Below are 21,051 nucleotides of genomic sequence, written 5' to 3'. Positions count from 1 at the left end.
AGTCTAGAGCGTGTTTGACGGACTCGTAAGAATCTGACGGCGCCTCAGGGTTCCCAGCAGTGGCATCAACTGCACCAGCAGGATGCAGGCGAGCATCAGGCTGCAGCCGATCAGGCCGGCGGTGTTCAGGCGTTCGCCCAGCAGCGCGTAGCCGAAGGCGGCGGCGAACAAGGTCTCGGACGACAGGATGATGGCGGCGTCCGCCGCGTGCGCGTAGCGCTGCGCCACGACCTGCGCCGTGAAGGCCACGCCCACCGACAGCACGCCGGTGTAGACGATGGGCCAGGCCGCGGCCGTGATGCCGGCCCAGCGCACGGGCTCCATGACGAAGGCGGCGAGCAGCGACAGCACGCCACAGACGGCGAACTGGCCGCTGGCGACGAGGAAGGGTGCGCCCATGCGGTCGGCCCAGCGGCCCACCATCAGCACATGCACGGCCCAGGGGATGGCCGAGCCGGCCACCCACAGGTCGCCCAGGCCGATGTTGAGTTCGTGCGCGCCGGACAGCAGGAAGGCGCCCACGAGGCAGCCCGCCGCCGCAGGCCAGACCGACCAGTGGGCGATATGGCCCAGCAGCAGCCAGGCCAGCACGGGCACCAGCGGCACGTAGACGGCCGTCAGGAAGCCGGCATTGGTCACGCTGGTGAACTGGATGCCGATCTGCTGCATGACGGCGCCCAGCGTCATCAGCAGCCCCAGGCCGGCGATGTGCATGCCGTCCAGCCGCGTCAGCGGCCGGCCTTCGCGGCCCAGGCGCCGCCATTCGAGTACCGCCAGCGGCAGCACGACCGCCGAGCCGATCAGGAAGCGCACGCCGGTGAACAGCAGCGGGCCGACGTCGGCCATGCCACGGTTCTGCGCGACGAAGGCCGAGCCCCAGATCAGCGCGACGACGGTCAGCAGCAGGTTGGCCTGGAAGCGTGTCATGTCTGGGTCAGGGCGGCCAGTTCCGCCTCGTCGAAGCCGGCGGCGCGGCGGGCCTCGAGGTTGAAGGGCGCACGCAGCCTCGGCGCCTGGTAGCGCGCGGCCAGCTCGGCATAGGTGGCGACCGGCTCCAGGCCGCGCTGCTCGCACAGGAAGCGGAACCAGCGGTTGCCGGCCAGCACGTGGCCGATCTCGTCGTGCAGGATGACGTCGAGGATCTCGCCGGCGCGGCGGTCGCCGGCGCCGACCAGCTTGGCGCGGACGGCGGGCGACGCGTCCAGCCCACGCGCCTCCAGCGTGCGCGGCACGAGGGCGATGCGGGCCAGCAGGTCGTGCCGGGTGCGCTCGGCCATGTCCCACAGTGCGTTGTGCGCGTCGAAGTCGCCGTAGTCGAAACCCAAGCCGACGAGGTGATCGCGCAGCAGCGTGAAGTGCCGGGCCTCCTCCTGGGCGATGCGCAGCCAGTCGCGGTAGAAGGCGTCGGGCATGCCCGCGAAGCGCCAGCAGACGTCCAGCGCCAGGTTGATGGCGTTGAACTCGATGTGGGCGATGCTGTGCACCAGCGCGGCGATGCCGGCCGGCGTGCGCATCGAAGGCGGCTTCAGCGTGATGTGCCCGACGAGCCGTGGGCGCGCCGGGCGGCCGGGGACACCCGTTGGCTCGTCCAACACCGCCTGAGGGTCCAGCGGCATGGCCGGGTCCAGCGCGATGGCGGCCGCCGCTTTCGCAAGCGGGTCGGCAAGGCGGAGGATCTGCAGGGCAAGGGCACGGGCTTCCATGCCCGGATTATCGGTGGCGGCCCTGAGGCGTCAGCCGCGCAGCCGGGTGCTGACCAGCGGGTGCCACAGCCGGTCGTCGCCCAGCGGCGTGTCGGCCGGGAGGCCGGGGTTGCGCAGCTTGAGCCAGCGCCGTTGCTCCAGGGCGGCGCGCTGCAACTGCGGGCCCAGCCAGCGATCGAACAGCGCGAAGAAGCTGCCGTCGGCCAGTACCAGCTCCCAGGCCTTGCGCAGCCGCTCGGCGAGCTCGGGCCGGCGGGGACTGACGAAGAAGTAGGACGGCGCGGCATAGGCGATCAGCCAGCCGTCCAGCACGGCCAGGTCGGGTAGGGCGTCGACGATGGGGTAGACCTCGATGGCGCCCAGCGCGAACAGGTCGATGCGCTCGCGTTGCAGCAACGCCGGGAAGCTGTCGCGCCGGGCGATGCCTTGCACGGGCCAGCCGTTGGCTTTCAGGATCTGCGTGTCGGGCCAGCTCTCGACCTGGGCCAGCCGCAGCTGGCGTGCCTGCGCCAGGCTGGCCACGCGCTGCAGCTCGGCGCGCCGGCGGGCCAGGGCGATGGGCAGGCGGATGCCGATCAGGCCGCGGTAGAGGCACACACGCAGCGCCAACGCCTCGTTCTCGTGCGCGGTCGTCGTGATGGACGAGGCGATGTCGAGGTCGCCACTGCCCAGTTGCAGGAAGGCGCGGCTCTGCGTCATCGGCGGGGCGTAGGCCAGACGGTAGGGGCCGTGGGTCGGCCGGGTCTTGTCCAGCAGCAGCGACAACACGGCGAGCTCGTAGTTGGGTGACTCCTGCGGCAGTTGCACCAGCGAGTGGCGCACCAGCAGTGGCTCGCTCGCGGGCAGCGCGGCGTCTATGGCGGGCAGCAGCCCGAGTGCGGACAGGCAGTGCCTGCGGTCGAGGCTCACCGGCATGGTGGCGAGCCTAGCAGGGAGCCCCCCTAAAATCGTCGCTTTGCGGTCACGGGAGGGTGAGCCATGGCCATCTATCAGCTGGGCGACTGGCAGCCGACCGTCGACGACACCGCCTGGGTGGCCGACAGCGCCGAGGTCATCGGCCGCGTGGCGCTGGGGCGTGACGTCAGCGTCTGGTTCAACGCCGTGCTGCGTGGTGACAGCGACACGCTGACCATCGGCGCCGGCAGCAACATTCAGGACGGCTCGGTGCTGCACGCGGACCACGGCTTTCCGCTGGTGCTGGGCGAGAACGTGACGGTGGGCCACCAGGTCATGCTGCATGGCTGCACGGTAGGTGACGAAAGCCTCATCGGCATCGGTGCCGTGGTCTTGAATGGCGCGCGCATCGGCCGCAACTGCATCGTCGGTGCCGGGGCGCTGGTGACCGAGGGCAAGGAGTTTCCGGACGGCAGCCTCATCGTCGGTGCGCCGGCCAAGGTCGTGCGCGAGCTGACCGAGGCGCAGATTGCCGGCCTGAAGGCCAGCGCCGCCCATTACGTGAACAACGGTCGCCGATATGCGGCCGACCTGAAAAGAATTCGATGAGTGAACTGCATAAATTCCTGTTCGACGGCCTGCCGGTGCGCGGCATGCTGGTGCGGCTGACCGATTCCTGGCGCGAGGTGCTGAGCCGCCGCGAGCCCGGCCAGCAATACACGCCCGAACTGCGCGACATGCTGGGCGAGATGAGCGCCGCGGCCGTGCTGATGCAGGCCAACATCAAGTTCAACGGCGCGCTGGTGCTGCAGGTATTCGGCGACGGCCCGGTCAAGCTGGCCGTGGCCGAAGCGCAGCCGGACCTGAGCTACCGCGCGACGGCCAAGTGCGTCGGCACCGTGGAGTCCGGCGCGACGCTGGAGGCCATGGTCAACCTGCGCGGGCACGGCCGCTGCGCGATCACGCTGGACCCCAAGGACAAGCTGCCCGGTCAGCAGCCCTACCAGGGCGTCGTGCCGCTGCACGGCGACCAGCGCGAGCCATTGCAGAAGATGAGCGAGGTGCTGGAGCACTACATGCTGCAGTCCGAGCAGCTGGACACCAAGCTCGTGCTGGCCGCCAACGGCGACATCGCCGCGGGCCTGCTGATCCAGCGCCTGCCGGTCGAGGGTGAGGGCAACCTGGAAGGTCGCCGGAATGAAGACGACATCGGCCTGTCCGACGCCTTCAACCGCATCTCCATGCTGGCCGCCACGCTGACCGCCGAGGAGCTGCTGACGCTGGACGCCGATACCGTGCTGCGCCGCCTGTTCTGGGAAGAGACGGTGACCCGCTTCGAGCCGCAGGCGCCGCGGTTCGCCTGCACCTGCTCGCGCGAGCGGGTCGGCCAGATGCTGCGCGGCCTGGGCCGTGAGGAGGCCGACAGCGTGCTGGCCGAGCGCGGCGATATCGAGATCGGCTGCGACTTCTGCGGCCGGCATTACCGCTTCGACGCCGTGGACGTGGGCCTGCTGTTCGCGCCGGCCGGCCATTCGCCCGAAGGCGGCTCGATTCAGTAGCCCTTGCGCAACGCCCCTCATGCCGAATGAGGATGCGCCGACCGCTGGTGATTGACGCCACCAGCCTGAGCTGAGACCTTGGCGGCTGGCCCGTTTTCGCAAGGGCCGGGAGCGGGGCGATGGCGGATGCCAAAGGTGGCTTGGGCGGTTTCCCTTGGGCGAGTGCGGCGGTGCTGGTGGCCTTCGTGGCCAGCACCCAGCTCGTGCCGCACGCCTTCGAGCCGCTGCGCCCGCCCGAGAAGCCGCGCGCGCTGGTGCCGCTGGACCCGGAGCTGGAGGTCAACGCCCGGCTCTGGGAAGACCCCTTTGCCGCCCTGCGCCGCTACGAGAGCGAGCGTGCCGATCGTTGCGAGCGCTTCCGCAAGCAGGCGTCCAAGGAGGTTGACGTCGACTGCCTGGACCGCGTGGCCGAGGCGCGCGACCCGCGCAACATGCTCGCCAAGCTGGACCGCGATCACGACCAGCGCCTGGACGACACCCTCATCGTGCTGGGCCTGCTGCCGGGGGCCGACTTCGTCGGCGCGGAGGAGGCGCGCCGCCGTGTGCGCTACGCCGCGCTTGCAGGCTTGCTGGCGATGGACTACGTGCCCGATAACGCCGAGCGGCTGAGCCTGCTGGAGTTCGACCTGCTGACACCGCCGCCGGCCACGGCCGCGAGCGCCCCATCGCCAGTAGCGGCCGCGGCCAGCAGCCCAGCGCGGGCCCGCGCACCCTTCGTCATGCCCTACGAGCTGCTGTCGCAACGCAGCGGGCCGCGTGACACGCCCGGCCGCGGCAGCGGGCGCTATGCCCAGGTGGCCGTGCTGTGGGTGGACGAGAATTCGCTGCCCAACCGCAAGCTGGATGCGCTGGCCCGCATGACGCAGCAGCTGGTGGGCGTGCACGCACGCGGCGTTGCCAGCTTCAAGTTCAAGGACGGCGGCCAGCCCAGCCTGGCCGTCATCGGCCCATCATCCACCGACGCGCTGCGCATGGCATTGGCCGACCTGCGCTGCGCGGCCGATCGCAGCACGGCGGCATCGGCCGCCGCCGAACGCTGCGCCGCGCCCGGCGCGCAGGGGCGGCTGGCGCTGGACGCCGACGTGCAGGAGGGCTACCGGCTGCTGTCGCACGCCGAGTTCTACAACTCGGCCTCGACGGCGCCCAACCGCATGCTGGCCGAGCTGAACAAGCAGGACCTGGACGCCTTTGTCACCGAGCAGTTCAGCCGCATCACCGGCGAGAACCGTTCGGTGGTGCTGCAGCGCACGGTGGGCAACGACGGCGACCTGATCCGCAAGCTGGATGCCGAGATCCGCCTGCGGCTGTCGGCGGAGTGCCGGCGTCGCGTCGTCGTCGTCGCCGAGCGGGATTCGCTGTACGCGCAGTCGCTGGTGGCCGAGCTGAAGCACCGGCTCGGGCAGGGCGGGCAGGACCGGCTGCAGCTGGAGGTGGTTTACTTCTTCCGCGGGCTGGACGGCGTGACGTCGAGCGAGACGGCTGCCACCGCGACGGCGAGCAAGGCCACGCAGACGCTGGAATGGCCCGAGAGCCGCGACCAGCTCGACTACCTGCGCCGCCTCGGTGCGGAGCTCAAGCGCAGCGAGTCCAACCCCGAACTGCCGCCGATCGGCGCCATCGGCATCTTCGCCAACGACGTGCACGACAAGCTGCTGGTGCTGCAGGCGCTGCACGAGGACTTTTCCGACCGCATGTTCTTCACCACGGACATGGACGCGCGCTACCTGCACCCGCGCACGCAGGCCTTCACGCGCAACCTCGTCGTCGCCAGCAGCCTGCCGCTGGCCTTCTACCCGCCGCCACCGGCCGACAAGGGCGAGGCGGTGCCCGTCGACCTGCAGGCCGGCACGCCGCCGCTGCGCGACATCTACCAGACCAGCACCTACGCCGCGGCCCGCCGCGCCGGCTGTCGCGACGAGGCCTGCAAGCAGCGCGAGCGCACCGCGCTGGACCTGGCGCTGACCAACCCGTCGCTGTACGAAGTGGGCCGTAGCAACGCCGTGCCGCTGGCCGGCTACGCGCTGGACAACCGGCCGCCGACCAACGGCGCGGGGCGCATCTTCGTGGCTGTGCTGATGATCGCGCTGACCGGCACGATGCTGCTGGTGTGGCCGTCGACGCCGGCCATCAAGCAGGCACGGCGTGTGTTCCTGCGCGAGCCGACGCTGAACAACCAGCCGCAGATGGACATGACCGCCATCGTGCTGGTGGCCTTGCATGCGGGGCTGTTCTCCTACGTGCTGGCCAGCCTCATCGAGTTTGTACTGCCCAGCCGGCTGGACTTCATCCACGCGCTGCTGCTGGCCAGCCTGGCGGCTTTCGGCGCGCTGCTGGCCGTGTTGCCGGCGCTGCTGTCGGCGCGTCGCGAACAGCCGCTGCCGGCCGACCAGCCGGCCGGCGTGGACCGGCTGCACCTCGTCGTGCTGCTGATGGTGGTGGGCGTGTGGCTGTGGCTGGCCTGGCCGGCCAAGGGCTGGCAGACCGGCGGTGTCTGCAGCACCTGCGAGCCGGTGGCCTGGCTGGAGGGCGTCAGCGCCTGGCCGTCGCACCTCATCCACCTGCTGGCGCTGTTCGCGATCTTCTGGACGCTGGACTGGGCCTGGGCCTGCACGCTGCAGCAACTGCGCCAGGACTCCGATTGGTTGCGCCTGCCGCGCGCGGTGCCGCGGCCGGTGGTGCGCAGCAACCTGCGTGAACTGGCGCAGGGCTGGTTCGAGCGCGTCAGCGTGCTGTTCTGGAAGCCGGGCGTGGGCTACAGCTGCGACTTCGACCAGCTCTGGCAGGAGTACGGCGAGCGCGGCGAGGCCCGGCCGCGGGCGGCGCGCGTGCTGGTGTGGTTCGTGCTGACCATCAGCCTCGTCGGACTGATGTTCCTGGGCCTGTCGGACGGCCAGATCCCCGAGGTGCCGGTGCGCGGCGACGAGCACCGGCAGATCGTCAAGGCCACGCTCTACGTCATCCTGCTGATGCTGCCGCTGCTGATCGTCGCCGTGGCCGACGCGATCGTGCTGCTCACGCGCTTCGTGCGGCACTTGAACGCGGGTCGCAGCTTCTACCCTGACGCGACCATCGAGATGTTTGCCAAGTCGCTGGGCGAGGAGCAGCAGGCGCTGTGGGCGCAGCGTTTCTGCGCGCGGCCTGAAGAGCGCAGCAAGGATGGCGGTGGCTTCGCGATGCACACGCTGCTGGACGACTGGATCGACGTGCAGGTGGTGGCCCGGCGCAGCGCGCCGGTTGCGCGGCTGGTCATCGGGCCTTTCGTCGTGCTGGCGCTGCTGGTGGTTGCGCGCAGCCGGCTGTTCGACAACTGGGCGCTGACGCCGGCCATTGCCGTGGGCGTGTGCTTCTACGTGGCCGTGCTGATCGGGCTGACGGTCTTGCTCAAGCAGTCCGCCGAGGCAACGCGCAAGCGCGCGCTGGAGTCCATGCAGGCCGACCTGCGCTGGCTGGCGGGCAGCGGCAAGCCGCTGTCGGACCTGGTGGAGCTGTTCAAGCGGCTGATTGCGCAGGTCGAGAACGAGCAGAAGGGGGCGTTCGCGTCGTTCTTCGACCAGCCGCTGCTGAAGGCCATGCTCGTGCCGCTGGGTGGCGCGGGCGGCACGCAGCTGTTCGACTATCTGCTGTTGGGGCGCTGACGGCGGCGTCCTCGGTCAGTCGTGCGCCGATTGCAAGCGCGCCTTGAACGTTGGCGTCCACCGTCCATACGATGGTCTTCGCGGCATGCGCCGCCTAGTCTCTAGATCGGGGCTGCGAGCGCAACCCTCGTGCGGCCGCCTCGATGCCGAGACCCCGCCGGGCGACCTCCGGCATCGCCTTGCATGCCGGCCGTTGGAGTACCTGATGAACATCGATCAACGACTCTTGGCCCTCATCGGCCGGCGCCTGCCGGCCATCTTCGACGTCATCCCGCGCGGGCCGCAGGACCGACTGGCTGCCGTGGCCATCAATCCCCAGCCGCTGCCGCCCGAGCATCTGGGCGCGGCGCTGGCCCAGGAGTTCGCGCACATGGCCTGGACGGCCGACCGCCTCGGCGTGAACTGGAAGACGCAGGCTCAGGACCTGGACGACTGGTGCCCCACCCAGCCGCGCCGTATCAAGCTGCCCATCGGCTGGCCGCCGATCCCCGAACCCGAACCGCATCCGAACTGGCTGGCGGAACTGCACCTGGGCTTTGCGGCCAAACTGTCAGCGATCTCGGCGGAATACCCCGGCAGCAGCCTGGCTGCCGTGCTGGATCGCACCGTCAACCGCTCCATCGACGCGATCTCGCAGTTGCAGGGCGAGTCAGGCCGGCGTCTGTAGCGCGGACAGTGCGGCGGTGAGGCGGGCGCCGTCGTCGCCGCGGATATCCACCCAGGGCACTTCGGCGCGGGCCAGCGCGTCGCGCAGCCGCGCATCAAAGCGCGCCCGTACCGCAGGCCCGTCGCGCAGGAAGCCGTCGGCCTGCCAGGGCAGGTCGGGCGCGCACACCAACGTCAGGTCGCAGCGGCGCTGGAAGGCGAGCGCGCCGGCGGTCAGCGAGTCGTCGCTGAAGTAGTGTTCGCTGCACAGCGCCGTGATCAGCGGCGTCGTGTCGCAGATGACCAGTGCGTGCTCGCGCGAGGCGGCGTCGATGCGCCTGGCCTGCTCGCCGGCGATGTGGGCCTGCTCGTGCTGCTGCGGCGTGCGGCCGTGGGCTGCACACCATTCGCGCAGGTACTCGGTGACGAGGCCGGCATTGAAGTGCGCCGCCAGCGCCTCGGCCAGTGTGGACTTGCCGGTGCACTCGGCGCCCAGCAGTGCGACGAGCTTGCTCATGCCCGCTGCCATGCCCGCCAGCCGACGACACTCATGGGGATGAAGCCGGCGTACAGGATCACCGTGAGCCAGTAGCCCTTGAGCCCGAACAGCACGACGCTGACCGTGTTGACGACGATCCACGTCGGCCAGTTCTCTTCGTACTTGCGCGCCAGCAGCCACTGGCCCAGCAGGCTGGCGACGGTGGGGAAGGCGTCCCACCACGGCAGCGGGCTGTCGGTGAAGCGGGCGAGGAACACGCCCAGCAGCGGCCAGGCGGCCAGCGTCAGCAGCGCGGGCTTCGCGAGACCTTGCAGGCCCAGCCGCCGCACGGTCAGCACATCGCCCTCGCGGGTGCGGCCGAAGCGCCACTGCCACCAGCCCCACACCGCCAGCGCGGCGAACACGAGTTGCAGCGCCGCCTCGCCGTAGAGCTTGCCATCCAGGAACAGCGCGAAGTACATCAGTGACGCGATGAGCGCGAGCGGCCAGGCCAGCGGATTCACCCGCATGTTGCAGACGACCATCCAGACAGAGAGCACGAAGGCGGCCAGCTCCAGCCACGTGATGGGGCTGCCAAAGGCAGTGAAGGCCGGCGCCAGCAGCGCCGCCCAGAGGGCGGCCAGCATCAGCGCTTGGTGCCCGACGCCGCCGACGAAGTCGCAGCGGCCGACACGGGCACGAAGACCTCGTCGGACTTGATCATGCCCAGGTCGAACCGGGCTTTCTCTTCCACCATTTCCAGGCCTTCGCGCAGGTCCCGCAGTTCAGCCTGGAGCTGGGCATTGCGGGCGCGGGCCTGATCGTTGTCGGCCTGCGCCGCGGCCACCTCCTCCCGGAGGTGGGCCACGTACGGCACGCTGCCCCGGCCCACCCAGAGCTGGGCTTGGATGGCGATCAAGAAAATCGCCAGGACCGCGGCAAGCGCCTTCAACGCTTACTTGAGGTTGTAGAACGCAGCGCGGCCGGGGTAGGAAGCGATGTCGCCCAGGTCTTCCTCGATGCGCAGCAGCTGGTTGTACTTGGCCATACGGTCCGAGCGCGACAGCGAGCCGGTCTTGATCTGGCCGGCGTTCAGGCCAACGGCGATGTCGGAGATGGTGCTGTCTTCGGTCTCGCCCGAGCGGTGCGAGATGACGGCCGTGTAGCCGGCGCGCTTGGCCATCTCGATGGCGGCGAAGGTCTCGGTCAGCGTGCCGATCTGGTTGATCTTGATGAGGATGGAGTTGGCGATGCCCTTTTCGATGCCTTCCTTCAGGATCTTGGTGTTGGTGACGAAAAGGTCGTCGCCGACGATCTGCACGTTCTTGCCCAGACGGTCCGTCAGGATCTTCCAGCCGTCCCAGTCGCCTTCGGCCATGCCGTCTTCGATGGAGATGATGGGGTACTTGTCGACCCAGGTGGCCAGCATGTCGGTCCACTGCTGCGAGGTCAGCTGGATGCCGCCTTCGCCTTCGAGCACGTACTTGCCGTCCTTGTAGAACTCGCTGGCGGCGCAGTCCAGGCCGATGGCGATCTGCGAGCCGGCCAGGTAGCCGGCCTTCTCGACGGCCTGCAGGATCAGCTGGATCGCGGCCTCGTGGCTCTCGACGCTGGGCGCGAAGCCGCCTTCGTCGCCGACGGCGGTGGAGATGCCCTTGTCGTGCAGGATCTTCTTCAGCGCGTGGAAGACCTCGGCGCCCCAGCGCAGCGCTTCACGGAAGCTCGGCGCGCCCACGGGGATGATCATCAGCTCTTGCAGGTCTAGCGAGTTGTTCGCGTGGGCGCCGCCGTTGATGACGTTCATCATCGGGACGGGCAGCTGCAGGCCGCCCATGCCGCCGAAGTAGCGGTACAGCGGCAGGCCGGACTCTTCCGCGGCGGCGCGGGCCACGGCCATGGACACGGCCAGCATCGCGTTGGCGCCCAGGCGGCTCTTGTTCTCGGTGCCGTCGAGGTCGATCAGCGTCTTGTCCAGGAAGGCCTGCTCGGAGGCATCCAGGCCCAGCACGGCCTCGGAGATTTCGGTGTTGATGTGCTCGACGGCCTTCAGCACGCCCTTGCCCAGGTAGCGGCTCTTGTCGCCGTCACGCAGTTCGATGGCTTCGCGCGAACCGGTGGACGCGCCCGACGGCACGGCCGCACGGCCCATGACGCCGGATTCCAGCAGCACGTCGCATTCGACGGTGGGGTTGCCGCGGCTGTCGAGGATTTCTCGGCCGACGATGTCAACGATGGCGCTCATTCTTGGGTCTCCAGGGAAGTAAAAACAGGGCGGCGACAGTGTGCCAAGCGGGCGTTACCGCGTCACAACATCAGGCGCCTTCGGTGCTTGCTACGGCTTCGCGTTAGCAGGAGAAATCATTCTCAAGAAGCGGCTGCTTCTTGACGACACGGTCCAGCGCGACGAGCTGCTCCAGCAGTGTCTTCATGTGCTTGAGCGGCACGGCGTTGGGGCCGTCGCTGAAGGCCTCGGCCGGGTTCGGGTGCGTCTCCATGAACAAGCCCGCCACGCCGACGCCGACGCCGGCACGGGCCAGTACCGGCACCATCTCGCGGGCACCGCCGCTGGAGCCGCCAAGGCCGCCGGGCTTCTGCACGGAGTGGGTCACGTCGAACACCACCGGCGCGCCGGAATTGCGCATCTCGGCCAGGCTGGTCATGTCGGCCACGAGGTTGTTGTAGCCGAAGCTGACGCCGCGCTCGCAGGCGAGGAAGCGGTCTTCCGGCAAGCCCACCTCGCGCGCGGCGGCGCGGGCCTTGTCGATGACGTTCTTCATGTCCCAGGGCGCGAGGAACTGGCCCTTCTTGATGTTGACCGGCTTGCCGCTTTGCGCGACGGCACGGATGAAGTCGGTCTGGCGGCACAGGAAGGCCGGCGTCTGCAGCACGTCGACGACGCTGGCGACCTCGGCCACCTGCGTGTTGTCATGCACGTCGGTCAGCACGGGCAGGCCGGTCTGGCGGCGCACCTCGTCGAGGATCTTCAGGCCGGCGTCCATGCCGAGCCCGCGCTTGGTGGTGCCGGACGAGCGGTTGGCCTTGTCGAACGAGCCCTTGTAAATCAGCGGGATGCCCAGCGTCGTGCAGGCTTCCTTCAGCAGGCCGGCAACGTCCAGCGACATCTGCATGCTCTCGATCGAGCAGGTGCCAGCGATCAGGAAGAAGGGCTTGTCGATGCCGACATCAAATCCGCAAAGCTTCATGGTGATCAGGCCTCGTGCTTGTGGTTCAGCGCGGCCTTGATGAAGGCCGTGAACAGCGGGTGGCCGCCCCAGGGCGTGGACTTGAACTCGGGGTGGAACTGCACGCCGACGAACCAGGGGTGCACCTCGCGCGGCAGCTCGACCATCTCGGTCAGCTTCTCGCGCTGGGTGATGGCGGAGATGACGAGGCCGGCCTTGGTCAGGCGATCGAGGTAGTGCTCGTTGGCCTCGTAGCGGTGGCGGTGACGCTCGGTGACGATGGGACCGTAGATGTCATAAGCCAGCGTGCCGGCCTTGACGTCGGAACTCTGCGCGCCCAGGCGCATCGTGCCGCCGAGGTCGGAGTTGGCATCGCGCTTCTGGATGCTGCCGTCGGCGTCCTGCCATTCGTCGATCAGCGCGATGACGGGGTGGGGCGTGTCGGGCTCGAACTCGGTGGAGTTGGCGCCTTCCAGGCCGGCCATGTGGCGCGCGTACTCGATGGTCGCGACCTGCATGCCCAGGCAGATGCCGAGATACGGCACCTTGTGCTCGCGGGCGTACTGGGCGGCCAGGATCTTGCCTTCCACGCCGCGCTTGCCGAAGCCGCCGGGCACGAGGATGGCGTCGTATTGGGCCAGGCTGGAGACCGTCTCGGGCGTCAGCGTCTCGCTGTCGACGTATTCGATCTTGACGCCGGCATGGTTGTGGATGCCGGCATGGCGCAGCGCCTCGTTGAGCGACTTGTACGAGTCCGACAGATCGGTGTACTTGCCGCACATCGCGATGGTGATCTGCTCCTTGGGGTTCTCGACTTCATAGACGAGGTTGTCCCAGCGCTTCAGGTCCGCGCTCTTGGTGTTGAGCTGCAGCTTGGTGCAGATGAGCTGGTCCAGCCCCTGCTCGTGCAGCACACGCGGCACCTTGTAGATGGTGTTCACGTCCCACATCGAGATCACGCCGTACTCGGGCACGTTCGTGAACAGCGAGATCTTCTCGCGCTCGTCGTCGGGGATGCGGCGGTCGGCGCGGCACAGCAGCGCGTCGGGCTGGATGCCGATCTCGCGCAGCTTCTGCACCGTGTGCTGCGTGGGCTTGGTCTTCAGCTCGCCGGCAGCGGCGATCCACGGCACGTAGGTCAGGTGCACGAAGGCAACGTTGTTCGGGCCGGCCTTCAGGCTCATTTGGCGCGCAGCTTCGAGGAAGGGCAGGGACTCGATGTCGCCCACCGTGCCGCCGATTTCCACGATCGCCACGTCCACGGCCTCGGGCGTGCCCTGGCCCGCACCGCGGCGGATGAACTCCTGCATCTCGTTGGTGATGTGCGGGATCACCTGCACGGTCTTGCCGAGATAGTCGCCGCGGCGTTCCTTCTCCAGCACGGACATGTAGATCTGCCCGGTGGTGAAGTTGTTGGCCTTCTTCATCCGCGTGGTGATGAAGCGCTCGTAGTGGCCGAGGTCGAGGTCAGTTTCTGCGCCGTCGTCGGTGACGAAGACTTCACCGTGCTGGAACGGCGACATCGTGCCGGGGTCGACGTTGATGTACGGGTCCAGCTTGATGAGGGTGACTTTGAGGCCGCGCGATTCGAGGATGGCAGCCAGGGAGGCCGACGCGATGCCCTTGCCCAAGGAGGACACCACACCGCCGGTGACGAAGACGTATTTGGTCATGTCTTGCAGCAGCCCAGAACAGGCTGCTGTGGTGGGAAATTCTGATTGTACGGGAGGGGCTCGTCAGGCCAGCAGCTCAAGCACCAGATCCGCCGTTTCGTCGGGCTTCTCGAACGGGTAGAGGTGGCTGCCTTCCATCCAGCGCCAGTTCTCGCCGGCCAGCTTCCGGGACGCCGCCGCGCCTGCCTGGCGCAGTTCGGCCGAGCGCGTGCCACCGACGAAGGCGACCGGGCACTGCGGCGGCCACAGGCGCAACAGCAGCGGCAGGTGGTGGGGCAGCGTGCGGTAGACGTGGGCCTCCACCTCGCGGCGAAAGCGCAACTGCACCTGGCCGCCGGCCTCCTCGAAGCCGGCATCGATGTAGTCGGCCAGCACCCGTGGGTCCCAGCGGGCGAAGAGCTTTTTGGACGAGAAATGCTTGTAGACCGCTTCGCGGTTGGGCCACACGTGCCGGCGCTCCCGGGCGATCCGGGACGGGCCGTAGCGATGGATCAGCCCGGTCGTCTTGGCAACGGCGACGGCAGCGGCCTTCCAGCCGGAGACGACCGGCGAGTCGAGCATGACGAGGCGGCTGACAAGCTCCGGCCGGCGGCAGGTGGCCAGCAGGCTCACCATGCCGCCCAGCGAGTGGCCTACCAGCGCGACCTGGCCTTGGGGCTTTACCTCCGTGTCGATGAAGTGCAGCAACTGGTCGCGCAACTTGCGCCAGTCGCCGGTGACGGGGAAGCGCGGGTCATGCCCCAGGCGGTCCAGCGCCTCGACACGCCAGCCGGCAGCGCGCCAGCGCTCGAACAGCACGCGGTAGCAGCCGGCGGGGTAGCTGTTGGCGTGCGAGAAGACGAGAACCTTCTCGCTCATGCTTTGGCCAGCCGCTTCAGCTTGTAGAGCGCTTCCAGCGCCTCGCGCGGCGACAGCGCGTCGGGGTCGATGCCGTCCAGCGCCGCGACCAGTCCGCTCGGTTCGGGCAGCGGTGGCGGGGCCGGGGGCGCGGCGAAGAGGTCGAACTGGTCGTCCGCGGCGTTGGAGCGCGCCTCCAAAGCCTCCAGCGTCGCACGCGCCTGGCGCACGAGGCTGGCGGGCATGCCGGCGAGCTTGGCCACCTGCACGCCGTAGCTGCGGCTGGCCGGGCCGGCCTGCAGCTCGTGCAGGAAGACGATGTCGTCGCCGCTTTCGACGGCCGACACGTGCCAGTTCTGCGCCAGCGGGTGCTTGGCCGGGAACTCGGTCAGCTCGAAGTAGTGCGTCGCGAACAGCGTGAAGGCGCGCGTCTTGTCGTGCAGGTGGGTGGCGATGGCCGAGGCCAGCGCCAGGCCGTCGAAGGTGGACGTGCCACGGCCGATCTCGTCCATCAGCACCAGCGACTGGTCGGTGGCCGAATGCAGGATGGCCGCGCCCTCGGTCATCTCCAGCATGAAGGTGGACTGCGCGTTGGCGAGGTCGTCCGCCGCGCCGATGCGGGTGTGGATGGCGTCCATCGGCCCGAGCCGGCAGCTCGTCGCCGGCACGTAGGAGCCGATGGCGGCCAGCAGTGCGATCAGCGCGACCTGCCGCATGAACGTGCTCTTGCCGCCCATGTTGGGGCCGGTGATGACCAGCAGCCGGGTGCGCGCATCGAGCCGGCAGTCGTTGGGCATGAATTCCGCGCCGCCGGTCTCGGCCAGCCGGGCCTGCACGACCGGGTGGCGGCCGGCCTCAATCTCCAGGCAGGGCTGCGAGACAAACTCCGGCCGGCACCAGTTCAGCGTGATGGCGCGCTCGGCCAGCGCGGCCAGTGCGTCCAGGCCAGCCAGCGTGCGGCCCAGCGCGGTCAGCGGCTCCAGGCGCGTGATGAGCGCGTCGATGACCTGTTCGTACAGCAGCTTCTCGCGCGACAGCGCGCGCTCGTTGGCGGACAGCGCCTTGTCCTCGAAGGCCTTCAGCTCGGGCGTGATGTAGCGCTCGGCGTTCTTCAGCGTCTGGCGGCGCTGGTAGTCCATCGGCACCTTGTCGACCTGGCCCTGGGTGACCTCGATGTAGAAGCCGTGCACGCGGTTGAACTGCACGCGCAGGTTGGCGATGCCGGTGCGGGCGCGCTCGCGCGTCTCCAGGTCCAGCAGGAAGCCGTCGCAGTTCTGCTGGATGCCGCGCAGCTCGTCCAGTTCGGCGTCGAAGCCGTTGGCGATGACGCCGCCGTCGCGAGGCAGCAGTGCCGGCTCCTCTGCGATGGCGCGCTCCAGCAGCTCGAGGATGTCGCCGGGCGGGTTCAGCGTGTCGTCGCGCAGCGCAGCTGGGGTCACGGCGCGCAGCTGCGGCAGCACCCGCAGCGTCGCGCGCAGGCCGGTCAGTTCGCGCGGGCGCACCTGGCGCAGCGCGATGCGGGCCGAGATGCGCTCCACGTCGCTGACCGACTTGAGCGCGTCGCGCAGAGGCTCGAAGCCCTCGGCATGCAGTGCGGCGATGGCGTTGTGCCGCGCGATGGCCTCGTTGCGGTCGCGCTTGGGATGCCGCAGCCACTGGCGCAGCGTGCGGCTGCCCATGCCGCTCTTGCAGGTGTCGATCAGCGAGAAGAGGGTGGGTGAGGACTCGCCGCGCAGCGTCTGCACCAGCTCCAGGTTGCGCTGCGTGGCAGGCGGCAGGTCCAGCAGGTCGCTGGCGCGCTGCACGCGTAGGGAGCGCACGTGGGCGAGCGCGCGGCCCTGCGTGTGCTCGGCGAACGCCAGCAGGGCGCTGCCGGCCGCGTGGGCTAGCGTCAGCTCATGCGCGTTGAAGCCTTGCAGGTTGGCCACGCCCAGCTGTTCGCACAGCTTGCGCTGGCCTAAAGCGCCATCGAACTGCCAGCTCGGCCGGTTCGTCACCGGGAAGCGCGCCCGCATGACGCCCGCCGGCTGCTGCTCACGATTGACGAGGATCTCCGCCGGCATCAGCCGCGCCAGCCATGCGGGCAGCTCCACGTCGCTGCACTCGGCCAGCCCGATCTCGCCCTGCGTCAGCGACAGCCACGCCAGGCCGTGTCGCCGGCCGTGGCCGCTGACGCTCAGCAGCACGGCGTCCTGCTTGTCGGCCAGCAATTCGGTGTCGGTGATCGTGCCCGGCGTGACGACGCGCACGACCTTGCGCTCCACCGGCCCCTTGCCGGCGCCGACCTCGCCGACCTGCTCGGCGATCGCCACCGCCTCGCCCAGCTTGATGAGCTTGGCGAGATAGCTCTCCAGCGCATGTACCGGCACGCCGGCCATGATGACGGGCTGGCCGGCGCTCTGGCCGCGCTGCGTCAGCGTGATGTCCAGCAGCGCGTTGCACTTGCGGGCGTCGTCGTAGAAGACCTCGTAGAAATCGCCCATCCGGTACAGCAACAGCGTGTCCGGGAAGTCGGCTTTCAGGCCCAGGTACTGGGCCATCATGGGCGTGTGGGCGCTGAAGTCAGCGGGCTGGGTCATCGGCGTCGTTCGGGAATGGAAAAGCCCTCGGCGGAGGGCTTCAGAATGGGCGGCAGTTTAAGCGGCGGTGGGTTCCGCCTGCCTGGAGACCAAGATGGACAAGGCTTTGCTGGCTGCTCTTGCGCTGGCTGGACTGACGAGCATGCAGGCCCAGGCGATCGAGCCGGCGCCGGCCGATATCGCGGCCGAGACCGCGCCGGTGCCGACAGCCTGCCCGCCGGGTGTCGGCGAGGGCGCGACCTGTCTGGCCGGCAGGGACCGTGAGGGCGCCTTCTACCTGATCGCCATGCCCAAGGCCTGGAACGGCGACCTCGTCCTGCACGCCCATGGCGGGCCGTTCCTCGGTGCGCCGACGGCCAGGCGCGTGGCCGAGGACCTGGAGCGCTGGTCCGTCATGCCCCGCCTCGGCTACGCCTGGGCGGCTTCGAGCTACCGGCAGGGGGGCGTCGCCGTGAGCGCGGCGGCGCAGGACACCGAAAGGCTGCGCCAGATCTTCATCGCCAAGGTGGCGAAGCCCAAGCATGTCTGGCTGCACGGCCAGTCCTGGGGTGCGAGCGTGGCGGCCAAGGGAGCCGAGCTCTTCGCCGAGGGCAGGCCCTACGACGCCGTGCTGCTGACTTCCGGCGTGCTGGGCGGCGGCACGCGCAGCTACGACTTCCGGCTCGACCTGCGCGTCGTCTATCAATACCTGTGCCACAACCACCCGCTGCCGAGCGAGGCGCAGTACCCGCTGAACATCGGCCTGCCTGCCGATGCGAAGCTGACCCCGGCGTATCTGGGCAGGCGCCTAGACGACTGCCTGGGGCTGGACAAGCCGGCCGCCCAGCGCACGGCCGAGCAGGCGGCCAAGGTGAAGACGCTTGTTGATGTCATCCATATTCCGGAGCGCAGCATTGGCTCGCATCTGAACTGGGCGACCTGGCATTTCCAGGACATCACGTTGAAGCGCACTGGCGGCGCCAGCCCCTTCGGCAATGCCGGCGTGCGCTACTCGGGCTCCACGGACGACGAGGCGCTCAATGCCGGCGTATCGCGCTACACGGCAGACCCCAAGGCCGTGGCGATGCTGGCGGCGGACACCGACCTGGGCGGGCACATTCCGGTGCCGGTGCTGACGGTGCATGCCATCCATGACCCGACGGCGATGGTCGAGCTACAGGAAAGCTTTGGCCACGCCATGGCCGCGGCCGGTCACGCGGACGGTCTGGTGCAGACCTACACCGGTGACCGCGACCACAGCTATCTCAGCGACCCGACCTATGCCGCGTTGATGGAAGCGCTGGTGGCCTGGGCGACCCAGGGCAGGAAACCGACGCCTGACGGCATCGCCGCGGCATGCGAGAAGGCGAGGGTGGTGCTGGGGTCGAGCTGCCGCTTCGAGCCGGGCTATATGCCTCAACCCCTCGAGACGCGAGTGCCGCCACGGGCGACGCCATAAAAGCACAAGGCCCGCGATGCGGGCCTTGGTTGCTGCTCACGAACGACAGGCTAAAGGCCCTGTCTCGGGAGGAGTTCAGTCTTCCGACTTGAACACCAGCTTGACTTCGTGGGTCTGGGCGGCGCCCGTGCCTTCGAACTTCCACTGGCTCAGAGCGTCGATGGCGGCGCGGTCGAAGATGCGCTTGGGTTCGGCTTCGACGACTTCGACGTTGGAGACCTTGCCGTCGCCGGCGATGGTCATCTTGGCGCGCACGCTGCCGGCATTGATGTTCTTCTTCACGGCCTCGTTCGGGTACTCCGGGGCCACCTTCTTCAGGACCTTGGCATCGGCGTGGGCCAGCGTGGCGGCAGCGGCGAGGGCGAGAGCGAGAGCGGAGCGAACGAGCATCGGAATCTTTCTTTGAGGTTGCAGGTGGATTCGGTGCGGCGTCGTGCCGCGTTGACCCGCATTCTGGCCAGCCCTCCCCCCACGTCCAAGGGGGTAGGCCGTGCACAAGTCACGGCCGAAAGCTCGGGTTCACCCGTGGTCCAACTTGGTGCCAACTTCGTCACGGCCGAAAACGAAGAAGCCCTCACGCGGAGGGCTTCGAGATCGGAGAAGTCGAGGGTCAGACCGGCGCGTCGTCGCCCTGGTCTGCCTTCTTCAGGCGCACGGGGCCGCGCTTCTTGGGTGCCGGCGTGGGCACGACCTCGGCGGCCTGAGCGGCCGGCGCCGGGGCGTTCAGGTCTTCTTCCTTGATGACGCGGCTGTAGGGCGACAGTGTCTGCACCAGCGGCGCGTAGATGCGCGGCGTGCCGGCGACGACTTCGCGCTGGTGCAGGAAGTCGGATTCGCCGGTGAAGTTGCCGATCAGGCCGCCGGCCTCGGTGACGATCAGCGAACCGGCCGCGACGTCCCAGGGCTGCAGGCCGGTCTCGAAGAAGGCGTCGTAGTAGCCGGCCGCGACATAACAGAGGTCCAGCGCGGCCGCACCCGGGCGGCGCAGGCCGGCGCACTGCTGCATGACCTCCTCGAACATCTTCACGTAGCGCTTGAAGTTGTCGCCGCGGCGGAACGGGAAGCCGGTGCCGATCAGCGCGTCGCTCATGCGTGTGCGCTTGGACACGCGCAGGCGCTTGTCGTTCAGGAAGGCGCCGCGGCCCTTGGTGGCGTAGAAGAGGTCGTTGCGGGTCGGGTCGTAGACGACGGCCTGCTCGATCTTGCCGCGGAACGCCAGCGCGATGGACACGCAGTACACGGGGAAGCCGTGGATGAAATTGGTGGTGCCGTCCAGCGGATCGATGATCCAGACGTAGTCGGAATGCTTGTTGCCGTGGCTGCGGCCGGACTCTTCGGCCAGGATGCCGTGGTCGGGGTACGCGCCCAGCAGCGTCTCGATGATCACCCCTTCGCAAGCGTGGTCGACCTCGGTGACGAAGTCGTTCGGGCTCTTGGTGTTGATGCGCAGAGCCTCGAGATCCAGCGAGGCGCGGTTCATGATGGCGCCGGCTGCACGCGCCGCCTTGATGGCGACATTGAGCATGGGATGGAGGGACGTTTGCTGCATGCGTGCACTCGCTGGGAAGAAGGGGCTGACAGGAGGAAAGAGCGTCGGGCGACGGCAGGTTGACTGACGGCAGGCCCGGATAATCGCGGCATTCTAGCTGCACGCCTCCGTAGAAACCCCGTGGAATCCACACGCTTCGTCCTCATCAACACCAGCCATGCCGGCAACGTCGGGGCGACGGCGCGGGCGATGAAGGTCATGGGCTTTCGCGACCTGGTGCTCGTCGCGCCGCGTTTTGCCGACGTGCTGTGCCACGAGGAAGCCATCGCGATGGCCAGTGGCGCGGCCGACATCCTGGCCCGCGCCCGCGTCGTGCCGACGCTGGCCGAGGCGCTGGACGGCGTCGACTACGCCTGCGCTACGGCGATGACGCCGCGCGACTTCGGCCCGCCGACGCACCAGCCGCGCGCGCTGTTCGCCGAGCTGGCCTCGCGTGAGGCCGCACCGCGGCTGGCGCTGGTGTTCGGCTCCGAGCGCTACGGCATGGCGAACGAAGACGTCTATCGTTGCCACGCGGTGCTCAGCATCCCGACGCACCCGGACTACGGCTCGCTGAACCTCTCGCAGGCCGTGCAACTGCTGGCCTACGACCTGCGCCAGGCGCTGGGTGGCTTCGAGGTCGCGGCCCGCACGCCCGACCCCGAGCGCGCCGACGCCCGCGCCGTGCAGGGCCTGCTCGACCACTTGCAGACGGCGCTGACCGACATCGGCTACCTCGACCCGGCCGCGCCCAGGAAGCTGATGCCGCGGCTGAACCAGCTCTTCAACCGCGCCGGCCTGACAAACGAGGAAGTCCACATCCTGCGCGGCATTGCCCGGCAGATGACCAAGACCTCAGCCCCGTCAGGTCATTGACCACCCGCCTAGACTGGTCCGCCT

19 protein-coding genes are annotated in these 21,051 nt (G+C 68.9%); 6 read left to right on the top strand and 13 right to left on the bottom strand.

Going from position 1 to position 21,051, the window contains the following annotated elements; translation table 11 throughout:
• Positions 1–3 precede the first annotated feature (3 nt).
• From ACG04R_RS14645 to ACG04R_RS14635, 3 genes are read right to left on the bottom strand one after another with little or no spacing between them, the layout of a single operon-like run.
• Complete coding sequence (locus ACG04R_RS14645) at positions 4–927, bottom strand: DMT family transporter (protein WP_394411739.1); 924 nt, start codon at positions 925–927, stop codon at positions 4–6.
• Positions 924–1,703, bottom strand: coding sequence for a ferritin-like domain-containing protein (locus tag ACG04R_RS14640; protein WP_394411736.1), 780 nt, complete (start codon positions 1,701–1,703; stop codon positions 924–926). Before ACG04R_RS14640 ends, ACG04R_RS14645 begins: the two co-directional genes overlap by 4 nt.
• Before the next feature lie 30 nt (positions 1,704–1,733).
• On the bottom strand, positions 1,734–2,618 hold the full coding sequence (locus ACG04R_RS14635) for a hypothetical protein (RefSeq protein WP_394411733.1): 885 nt from the start codon (positions 2,616–2,618) through the stop codon (positions 1,734–1,736).
• Positions 2,619–2,681: 63 nt separating this feature from the next.
• Between ACG04R_RS14635 and ACG04R_RS14630 the strand changes: the two genes are divergently transcribed.
• The 4 genes from ACG04R_RS14630 to ACG04R_RS14615 all read left to right on the top strand — a co-directional run bounded on the left by ACG04R_RS14630 (position 2,682) and on the right by ACG04R_RS14615 (position 8,458).
• Complete coding sequence (locus ACG04R_RS14630) at positions 2,682–3,206, top strand: gamma carbonic anhydrase family protein (protein ID WP_394411730.1); 525 nt, start codon at positions 2,682–2,684, stop codon at positions 3,204–3,206.
• Positions 3,203–4,156: an Hsp33 family molecular chaperone HslO gene (gene hslO, locus ACG04R_RS14625; protein ID WP_394411727.1), complete on the top strand. Its 954-nt coding sequence runs from the start codon at positions 3,203–3,205 to the stop codon at positions 4,154–4,156. The genes ACG04R_RS14630 and hslO overlap by 4 nt, the downstream gene beginning before the upstream one ends.
• A gap of 119 nt (positions 4,157–4,275) precedes the next feature.
• Positions 4,276–7,791, top strand: coding sequence for a hypothetical protein (locus ACG04R_RS14620; RefSeq protein WP_394411724.1), 3,516 nt, complete (start codon positions 4,276–4,278; stop codon positions 7,789–7,791).
• 205 nt (positions 7,792–7,996) lie between these two features.
• Positions 7,997–8,458 (top strand): hypothetical protein, encoded by a 462-nt coding sequence (locus tag ACG04R_RS14615; protein WP_394411721.1) that lies wholly within the window; start codon positions 7,997–7,999, stop codon positions 8,456–8,458.
• On the opposite strand, the gene ACG04R_RS14610 is transcribed toward ACG04R_RS14615, so the two are convergent.
• The 8 genes from ACG04R_RS14610 to mutS all read right to left on the bottom strand — a co-directional run bounded on the left by ACG04R_RS14610 (position 8,441) and on the right by mutS (position 17,185).
• Positions 8,441–8,953 (bottom strand): AAA family ATPase, encoded by a 513-nt coding sequence (locus ACG04R_RS14610; RefSeq protein WP_394411718.1) that lies wholly within the window; start codon positions 8,951–8,953, stop codon positions 8,441–8,443. The two genes, ACG04R_RS14615 and ACG04R_RS14610, sit on opposite strands and share 18 nt — an antisense overlap.
• Entirely contained in the window at positions 8,950–9,561 is a 612-nt protein-coding gene (gene pnuC / locus ACG04R_RS14605; RefSeq protein WP_394411715.1) for a nicotinamide riboside transporter PnuC, read from the bottom strand. Before pnuC ends, ACG04R_RS14610 begins: the two co-directional genes overlap by 4 nt.
• Positions 9,561–9,866 (bottom strand): septum formation initiator family protein, encoded by a 306-nt coding sequence (locus ACG04R_RS14600; protein ID WP_394411712.1) that lies wholly within the window; start codon positions 9,864–9,866, stop codon positions 9,561–9,563. The genes pnuC and ACG04R_RS14600 overlap by 1 nt, the downstream gene beginning before the upstream one ends.
• Positions 9,867–9,869: 3 nt before the next feature.
• A complete protein-coding gene (gene eno / locus ACG04R_RS14595) occupies positions 9,870–11,156 on the bottom strand; it encodes a phosphopyruvate hydratase (protein ID WP_394411709.1) in 1,287 nt (428 codons plus the stop codon).
• Between the two features lie 103 nt (positions 11,157–11,259).
• Positions 11,260–12,117: a 3-deoxy-8-phosphooctulonate synthase gene (gene kdsA / locus ACG04R_RS14590; protein ID WP_394411706.1), complete on the bottom strand. Its 858-nt coding sequence runs from the start codon at positions 12,115–12,117 to the stop codon at positions 11,260–11,262.
• 5 nt (positions 12,118–12,122) lie between these two features.
• The gene (locus ACG04R_RS14585; RefSeq protein ID WP_394411703.1) at positions 12,123–13,769 is read right to left on the bottom strand and encodes a CTP synthase; all 1,647 of its coding nucleotides are present in this window, start codon (positions 13,767–13,769) and stop codon (positions 12,123–12,125) included.
• Between the two features lie 63 nt (positions 13,770–13,832).
• Positions 13,833–14,627 carry an alpha/beta fold hydrolase gene (locus ACG04R_RS14580; protein WP_394411700.1) on the bottom strand — a complete coding sequence of 265 codons (795 nt, stop codon included), beginning with the start codon at positions 14,625–14,627 and terminating at the stop codon, positions 13,833–13,835.
• The gene (gene mutS, locus ACG04R_RS14575) at positions 14,624–17,185 is read right to left on the bottom strand and encodes a DNA mismatch repair protein MutS (RefSeq protein WP_394411697.1); all 2,562 of its coding nucleotides are present in this window, start codon (positions 17,183–17,185) and stop codon (positions 14,624–14,626) included. The genes ACG04R_RS14580 and mutS overlap by 4 nt, the downstream gene beginning before the upstream one ends.
• 94 nt (positions 17,186–17,279) lie before the next feature.
• Here mutS and ACG04R_RS14570 point away from each other — a divergent pair, with 94 nt between their 5' ends.
• Entirely contained in the window at positions 17,280–18,623 is a 1,344-nt protein-coding gene (locus ACG04R_RS14570; protein ID WP_394411694.1) for a hypothetical protein, read from the top strand.
• Positions 18,624–18,698: 75 nt separating this feature from the next.
• Here the strand turns inward: ACG04R_RS14570 and ACG04R_RS14565 are convergent, their stop codons facing one another.
• Both ACG04R_RS14565 and ACG04R_RS14560 read right to left on the bottom strand, forming a co-directional pair.
• Positions 18,699–19,013 (bottom strand): energy transducer TonB, encoded by a 315-nt coding sequence (locus ACG04R_RS14565; protein ID WP_394411691.1) that lies wholly within the window; start codon positions 19,011–19,013, stop codon positions 18,699–18,701.
• A 220-nt stretch (positions 19,014–19,233) separates the two neighbouring features.
• Positions 19,234–20,172 (bottom strand): inositol monophosphatase family protein, encoded by a 939-nt coding sequence (locus ACG04R_RS14560; RefSeq protein ID WP_394411688.1) that lies wholly within the window; start codon positions 20,170–20,172, stop codon positions 19,234–19,236.
• A gap of 120 nt (positions 20,173–20,292) precedes the next feature.
• Between ACG04R_RS14560 and ACG04R_RS14555 the strand changes: the two genes are divergently transcribed.
• Positions 20,293–21,027 (top strand): RNA methyltransferase, encoded by a 735-nt coding sequence (locus tag ACG04R_RS14555; RefSeq protein ID WP_394411685.1) that lies wholly within the window; start codon positions 20,293–20,295, stop codon positions 21,025–21,027.
• Positions 21,028–21,051 lie beyond the last annotated feature (24 nt).

The organism is Pelomonas candidula, assembly GCF_043555985.1.
GTDB classification, from domain to species: Bacteria; Pseudomonadota; Gammaproteobacteria; order Burkholderiales; family Burkholderiaceae_C; genus Pelomonas; species Pelomonas candidula.
The sequence above is the reverse complement of the archived record's forward strand: the minus strand, read 5'-3'. Positions and strand labels throughout refer to the sequence as shown.